General features: G+C 75.5%; 7 protein-coding genes. 2 read left to right on the forward strand and 5 right to left on the reverse strand.

What is annotated here, in order from left to right:
• The 4 genes from DLJ47_RS07865 to DLJ47_RS07880 all read right to left on the reverse strand — a co-directional run.
• A partial coding sequence (locus DLJ47_RS07865) for a hypothetical protein (RefSeq protein ID WP_109899400.1) occupies positions 1–1,144 on the reverse strand: 1,144 nt, incomplete at its 3' end.
• A gap of 62 nt (positions 1,145–1,206) precedes the next feature.
• Positions 1,207–1,869, reverse strand: a complete 663-nt coding sequence (locus DLJ47_RS07870; RefSeq protein WP_233257710.1) for a ZIP family metal transporter — start codon at positions 1,867–1,869, stop codon at positions 1,207–1,209.
• A gap of 48 nt (positions 1,870–1,917) precedes the next feature.
• The gene (locus DLJ47_RS07875; RefSeq protein ID WP_109899401.1) at positions 1,918–3,111 is read right to left on the reverse strand and encodes a GNAT family N-acetyltransferase; all 1,194 of its coding nucleotides are present in this window, start codon (positions 3,109–3,111) and stop codon (positions 1,918–1,920) included.
• Positions 3,112–3,190: 79 nt separating this feature from the next.
• The gene (locus DLJ47_RS07880) at positions 3,191–3,910 is read right to left on the reverse strand and encodes a PP2C family protein-serine/threonine phosphatase (protein ID WP_109899402.1); all 720 of its coding nucleotides are present in this window, start codon (positions 3,908–3,910) and stop codon (positions 3,191–3,193) included.
• A 62-nt stretch (positions 3,911–3,972) separates the two neighbouring features.
• On the opposite strand from DLJ47_RS07880, the gene DLJ47_RS07885 reads away from it, so the two are divergent.
• Complete coding sequence (locus DLJ47_RS07885; protein WP_109899403.1) at positions 3,973–4,998, forward strand: helix-turn-helix transcriptional regulator; 1,026 nt, start codon at positions 3,973–3,975, stop codon at positions 4,996–4,998.
• Between the two features lie 80 nt (positions 4,999–5,078).
• Here DLJ47_RS07885 and DLJ47_RS07890 read toward each other — a convergent pair whose 3' ends face one another.
• Complete coding sequence (locus tag DLJ47_RS07890; protein ID WP_109899404.1) at positions 5,079–5,663, reverse strand: XRE family transcriptional regulator; 585 nt, start codon at positions 5,661–5,663, stop codon at positions 5,079–5,081.
• An 86-nt stretch (positions 5,664–5,749) separates the two neighbouring features.
• On the opposite strand from DLJ47_RS07890, the gene DLJ47_RS07895 reads away from it, so the two are divergent.
• Positions 5,750–6,893, forward strand: a 1,144-nt coding sequence (locus tag DLJ47_RS07895; protein ID WP_109899405.1) for a benzoate/H(+) symporter BenE family transporter, incomplete at its 3' end; no start/stop codon positions are given.

Here is a 6,893-nt window from a genome sequence, read left to right on the forward strand (position 1 = left end):
GAGACAGGAAGAAGATGCCGGGGTAGCCAGGGGTTTCGAAGCCGTCGCTGGGGTTGCGGCGGAGGGTGGAGCTTTCGATCTTCAGGGTGCCGGTGCGGTTGTTGCTGACGAAGAAGATCGCCCCGCCGCCCTCCTTCGCCCGGTTGCCCTCGATGATGGTGCCGGCGATCCGGACGGTGAACTCGTCGCCGTCGCAGTAGATCGCGCCGCCGCTGCCGCCGCCGGGGGTGCCGGCCCGGGCCGGGTTGGCGCCGTTGCCGATCGCCTGGTTGCGGGTGAACACGCTGTTCAGCACCACCCAGGAGACGCCGATGCTGCTCAGCGCCCCGCCGTTGGCGCAGGAGCCGCCGTCGAAGGTGCTCTGCACCACGTACACCGGCTTGTTCTCGTGCTGGCTGAGCACCCGGACGGCGGCGCCGCCCAGGTCCGGGCCGGTGCGGTCGCAGCGGTTGCGGACGAAGCGCGAGTTGACCACCTTGAACCGGCCGCCCCGGACGAAGATCGCCCCACCGCCGCCGCCCTCGGCCCGGTCCCCGGTGGAGTTGCCGTCGGTGAAGGTCAGGTTCTGCACGGTGAGCTGCGGGTGATCCTGGTTCTGGCAGTGCGAGGTGGTCCAGCCCTGCGCGCTGTCGCAGGTGTTCATGTAGAGGATCCGCCGGCGCCCCTGCCCGCTGAGCGTGACCTTGCCGCCGCCGTCCAGCACCACCTTCGGCCCGTTGGCGTTGCGCACCTTGGCGGTGGCCTTCATCGCGATGGTCACCGGGTCGGGCCCGCAGTCGAAGGTGATGATCCCGCCGGCCGCCACCGCCTTGACCACCGCCTCGGAGGTGCAGCTCGCCACCGTGCCGGTGCCGATCCGGCGGGTCGGCTTCGAGGTGTCCACGGCCCGCGCCTCGGCCGGCACGCCGGCGCGGCCCTTCGGGTTGCCGGCCTTGAGCACGGCACCGGTCGAGGGCTTCGGGCTGGCGCTCGCTCCCGGGCCGCCGAGCCCCGCCCGGGCGGCCGGGGCGGCGTCCGGGGCGGGGCTGGACGCGCCGGCCGATGCCGACGGCTCGACCCGGGGCGCGTCGGACGATCCGCAGGCCGGCAGGCCCGCCGTGGCGACGGCCAACACGAGCAGGACGAGGAGCGACTTCGGACGCACCCCGTGATGCTAGGAGCCCACCGGCCGTCCGGACCGGTCCGGCGCGACGGTTTAACCCGGAGCTAAGGATGGGCGACGGCGAAGGCGATCAGGAACCCGGCGACCGTGATCAGGCCGGCGAGCAGGTGGGCGTTCTCGAACGCCTCCGGCACCATGGTGTCGATGATCATGGCGAGGATGCCGCCCGCCGCCAGCGCGGTGATCGCCGCCAGCGCCGCCGGTGAGGCGTCGCCGAGCAGGATGTGGCCGGCGACCGCGGACACCCCGGTGGCCAGCGCGATCAGCGTCCAGAGCGTGAAGACCCAGCGCCGGCTCCGGCCGGCGTGCCGCATGCCGGCCGCGCTGGACAGCGCCTCCGGCACGTTGCTGAGGAAGACCGCGCCCACCGTGACCAGGCTGACCGTCTTGCCGCCGAGCAGGCTGGCCCCGATCACCACCGACTCCGGGATGCCGTCCAGCAGCGCGCCGACCGCTATCGCGTTGCCTGAGCCGGGTCGTTGTGCCTCGGTGGGCTGCCGCCGGCCGGAGCGCTTGCGGTGCTGCCCGCCGCGCCGCGCCAGCACCACATTGGCCAGTGTGAAGACCACCGCCCCGGCCGCCGCGCCGAGCGTGGTCGGCAGCACCCCACCATGCTCGTACGCCTTGACGATCAGCTCGAAGGAGACGGCCGAGAGCAGCGTGCCGGCGCCGAACGCCATGATCGAGGCGATGACCCGCTGCGGCACCCGGGCGTACCAGCCGGCGCCGCCCTGCTGATCGGGGCGGCGGCGCGGTCAGAAGCCGGCGAAGAGGTACGGCAGCCGGCGCGGGAAGAGCCGGCGCAGCTCGGTCGCGGCGTCCACCGGCACGTCGCCCAGCCCGCGCAGGTGCACCTCGGCCGGGTCGAGCACCCCGTACGCGAGGGCGGAGAGCCCGGCGGCGGTCAGCGTGGCCTTGGGCGGGGTGCCGGTGGCCGGCCCGGCGACCAGCTCCACCGAGCCGGTGGTGCCGTCCAGCAGGTACGTCCCGGCCAGCCAGCGGTCGCCGGTCAGCTCGACGCGGACCCGGCCCGGCCCCGCGGGCAACCCGGCCAGCGCGTCCACCGACAGCAGCCGAGCCATCGGGGCGGCCGAATCCGGCCGGGCCACCCGCGCCTCGACGTGCACGGCCAGGTCGGTCAGCCACAGCTCGGGCAGCTCGTCGGCGGGGAGCTGGACGGTCACCTTCGCCACCTGGTCGACGTGCCGGGCGAAGAACTGCAACAGCAGCGCCCGGGCGTACGGGTCGGTGGCGAGCAGGTCGCCGGCGACCAGGGTGCCGCCGTGGTCGTCGATCCGGTAGGTCACCGCGCCGGTGACCGTTCCGCCGCTGCGGGCGGTGAGCAGCCAGTGCTCGTCGCGGTGGCGCAACCCGACGTCCCGGTAGTCGGGGAAGATCGCGAAGCCGTGCCGCTCGCGCAGGCAGCGCTCGGTGAACTCGCGCCAGGTCGGGTAGCCGTCGCCGATCCGCTCCCAGCCCACCTCGCCGGGCAGGTCGGCGGCGACCAGCTCGCCGAGATCCGCCGGGGTGAAGGTGGCGGTGCGCGGCATCGGCAGCCCGACGTAGCCGAACCGGGCGTAGAACGAGGGCCGGAACGGGTAGAGCGCGGTGAGCTGGTGCCCCTCGTCGCGCATCTCGTCGAGGAGTTGGTTCAGCAGCGTCCGCACGTGCCCCCTGCGGCGGGCCAGCGGGTGGCTGGCCACCCCGGCGACGCCGGCCATCGGCAGCACCGCGCCGCGCAGGTTCTGCCGCATCGGGATGGCCGAGGCGGCGGCCAGCGTGCTGCCGTCCTCCTCCACGACCAGCGTCCGGTTGCCCTCGTTGTAGGGCAGGTAGCGGCGGAACTCCTCGGCCCGGGCCGCGCTGCGCGGCGACGCCTCGAAGGCGTACGCGCCGAGCACGAAGCTGGTGGTCAGTCGTTCCTCGGAAGTCACCCGGCGCACCGTCATCCGATCATCCCAACCCGACCGGCCCGCTGCCGCAACCGGAATCCGCCCAGCCGGTGGACGGCTGCCGCCGGCGCCGGGATCAGGCGGCGGTGACGTCGGAGACCACCACTGTGACGTTGTCCGGGGCGCCGGCCTGGTGGGCGAGCTTGACCAGCTGCTCGCCGCACTGCTGGCGGTCGGCGTACAGGGTGAGCGCGGCGGCGATCTCCGGATCGGCCACGTAGTCGGAGAGGCCGTCGCTGCACAGCAGCAGGCGGTCGCCGGCCACCACGGTGATCACCCCGATCGCGGGTGGCGTGTCGGTGCCCTGCACGGCCCGGGTCACCAGCGACCGTTGTGGGTGGTGCCGGGCCTGCTCGGGCGAGAGCGCGCCCTGGTCGACCAGCGCCTGCACGAAGGTGTCGTCCCGGGTGAGCTGGCTCAGCTCCCCGTCGCGCAGCAGGTAGCAGCGGGAGTCGCCGACCTGGGCGAGCACCAGCGCGTCCCCGGCGAGCAGGGCGGCGGTCAGCGTCGTACCCATCCCCTCGCGGGCGGGGTCGACCGCGATGGCGGCGTGGATGCGCTGGTTGGCGGTGCTCACCACGGCACGCAGCGCGTCCGCGGCCTCGTCGGGGGTCGACGGTGGGGTCAGCTCGTCCAGGATCCGGATGACGATCTCGCTCGCCACCTCGCCCGCCGGCAGGCCGCCCATGCCGTCCGCCACCGCGACCAGGCGGTCACCGGCGAGGGCGGAGTCCTCGTTGTTGGTCCGGACCAGCCCGATGTCGTTGCGGATGGCCGAGCGGAGGATCAGCGTCATGGGACAAGCTTGCCAAGAACACCCTGCCGCCGTCTCTACGCACTACTGCGTAGGGTTGGGGAATGATGCCGGTGTCCATGGTCGGGCGCGCCGGTGAGCTGGCCGAGCTCGACCGGGCCTGGTCCACCGTGGTCACCGGTCGGCGTACCGCACCGACCGTGGCGGTGATCAGCGGCGACGCCGGGGTGGGCAAGAGCCTGCTGGTCGCCGCCGCCGTGGACAGCTTCACCCCGCGACCGGCGGTGCTGCTCTCCGGCGCGGCCCGGGTGCACGACCCGGCACCGTACGACTGGCTGGCCGCCGTGCTCAGCGGGCGGGACACCAGCGCGCTCGACCTGCCGCCGGACGCGCTCGCCTGGCTGGCCCAGCAGCCCACCGCGCCGCGCGAGCGGTACGCCCCGGGCGCCCTGCTCCGACTCGCCGTGCGGACCGTCCGGCTGCTGGTCGGCGCCGGCCCGGCCGTGCTGGTGGTGGAGGACCTGCACGCGCTCGACCCGGCCAGCCTGAACCTGCTCGGCGAGCTGGCCACCGCCGCCGAACTGCCGGCGCTGCTGCTGGTGGCCACCCGGCCCGCCGCGGACGCGGTCGCGCCGGACCTCGCGGCCCGCGCGCTGGCCCGGCTCTGCGGGGTGCCGGGCGCGGTGCGCCAGCGCCTCGGCCCGCTGCGCCCGGCCGAGGTCGCCGAGGTGCTGACCCAGGTGTACGACGGGACGCGCCCGCCCGCCGCGCTGGTGCGCGCGGTCTGCGCCCGCACCGGCGGCAACCCGTACGCGCTGACCGAGCTGCTCGCCGCACACGCGGGCCAGGAGCCGGCGGCGCTGCTGCGGCCACCGGTGGCGCCGACCTCCCGGGCCCCGGCGGAGCCGCTGGCCGGCGGCGAGGTGGAGCTGACCTCGCGGGAGTTGGAGGTGCTCGGCTGCCTGGTCGCCGGGATGTCCAACAAGCAGGTGGCCCGGGAGCTCGGCATCTCGGTGCGGACGGTTACCGTGCACGTGTCCAACCTGCTGCGCAAGACCGGGGCGGCGTCGCGTACCGAGGCGGCGATCTGGGCGGTGCGGCACCGGCTGCCCGCGCCGGTCGACGGCTGACCGCGTGGCGTGGCGGGACAGCGGCTGCGTGGTGGTGGGATCGCGTCCGCGTTCGTGTGGCGGGGGCGGGTCCGCCGGGGTCAGCGGCGCGGGTAGCGGAGCAGCAGGCTGGCCGCCACCTCCTCGTCGCCGACGGCGGCGTACAGGTGCGGCACGTCCGACGTCCAGCGCAGGTGCCCACCGGCCGCCGCGGTGAGCGGCGCGTCCACCGGGCCGGCGCGCAGCACGCCGGCGAAGACGGTGACGTGCTCGGTGACGCCGGGCTGGTGCGCGGGGGAGAGCTGGCCCGGGCCCGGCGTGACCCGCATCCGGTACAGCTCGTAGGTGGCGTCGGCGTCGTCGAAGACCTCCAGCAGGGTGGCGCTGACCGCCGCCCCGCGTACGGTCGGCGTCGCGGCCGGCCCGGAGAGCACAGCGGTCAGCGGTACGCCGAGCTGCGCGGTCACCGCGTAGAGCGTCTCCAGGGTCGGGTTGCGGGTGCCGTTCTCCAGCCCCGAGAGGGTCGCCTTGCCCACCCCGGCCAGCCGGGCCAGCGCGGAGAGCGAGATCCCGCGTTCCTCGCGGAGCGCCCGGACCCGCCGGCCGACCTCGGCGGCACCCTGGTCGGCGCCCGGGTCGGCACCGGGTTCGGGGGTCGTTTGGCGGGTTGGTGAGGGCTGCGGCACCCCGCTATGGTGCTACACGACTGATGTTCCGTTTACGGAACGATGGCGTACGGGCATCCGGCGGAGCGCCGGGGTGGGAGGCGGGGATGGCCGGGCGGACCCAACCGGTGCTGGCCGGGGTGGTGACCGCGCTGGTCGGCTTCGCCAGTTCGTTCACCGTCGTGCTGGCCGGCCTGCGGGCGGTCGGCGCCACCGACGCGCAGGCCGCCTCGGGGCTGCTCGCGCTCTGTCTCGCGTCCGGCCTCTGCGCCGCCTGGCTCGGGCTGCGGCACCGGCTGCCGATGACCATCGCCTGGTCCACCCCGGGCGCGGCACTGCTGGTGGCCACCGGCCCGATGCCCGGGGGCTGGCCGGTCGCGGTCGGGGCGTTCCTGGTCTGCGGCGGGCTGATCGTGGCCGCCGGGCTGTTCCCGGTGCTCGGCCGGGCCGTCGCGGCGATCCCGCAACCGGTGGCCGGGGCGATGCTGGCCGGCGTGCTGCTGCCGCTCTGCACCGCACCGGTGCGCGCGCTGGTCGAGGTGCCCCGGCTGGCCGTGCCGGTGGTGGCGGTCTGGCTGCTGCTGCACCGCTTCGCGCGGCGCTGGGCGGTGCCCGGGGCGCTGGTGGTGGCGGTGGTGGCGATCGCGCTGACCACGCCGGCCGCGGGGCTCGGCGAGGTCGGGCTGCGGCCGGTGGTCGAGTTGACCGCCCCGGCCTGGGACGTCGCCGCGCTGGTCGGGCTGGCGCTGCCGCTGTTCCTGGTCACCATGGCCGCGCAGAACGTGCCCGGGACGGCGGTGCTGGTCGGCTACGGCTACCGGCCGCCGCTCGGCTCGGCGTTGCGGGTCACCGGGCTGGCCAGCGCCGCCGCCGCGCCCGTCGGCGGGCACGCGGTCAACCTGGCCGCGATCACCGCCGCACTGGCCGCCGGCCCGGACGCCCACCCGGATCCGGACCGCCGCTGGATCGCCTCGGTGACCGCCGGGGCCGGGCTGGCCCTGCTCGGCCTGGGTGCCGGGGCGGCCACCGCGCTGGTCGCGCTCTCCCCGCCGGTGCTGATCGAAGCGGTCGCCGGGCTGGCGCTGCTCGGCGCGCTGGCCACCGCGCTCACCTCGGCGCTCGCCGAGCCGGCGGCGCGCGAGGCCGCGGTGGTCACCTTCGTGGTCACCGCCTCCGGGGTGACCCTGCTCGGCGTGGGCGGCGCGTTCTGGGGCCTGGTCGCCGGCGGACTGATGCTCCTCCTCTTCCACC

The sequence above is a fragment of the Micromonospora sp. S4605 genome (assembly GCF_003176715.1).
GTDB classification, from domain to species: Bacteria; Actinomycetota; Actinomycetes; order Mycobacteriales; family Micromonosporaceae; genus Micromonospora; species Micromonospora echinaurantiaca.

What these genes read in the sequence shown, in the direction of transcription:
- DLJ47_RS07875 (WP_109899401.1), bottom strand. Translation starts at nt 3,111, where the DNA reads ATGACGGTGCGCCGGGTGACTTCCGAGGAACGACTGACCACCAGCTTC.
- DLJ47_RS07880 (WP_109899402.1), bottom strand. Translation starts at nt 3,910, where the DNA reads ATGACGCTGATCCTCCGCTCGGCCATCCGCAACGACATCGGGCTGGTC.
- DLJ47_RS07885 (WP_109899403.1), top strand. Translation starts at nt 3,973, where the DNA reads ATGATGCCGGTGTCCATGGTCGGGCGCGCCGGTGAGCTGGCCGAGCTC.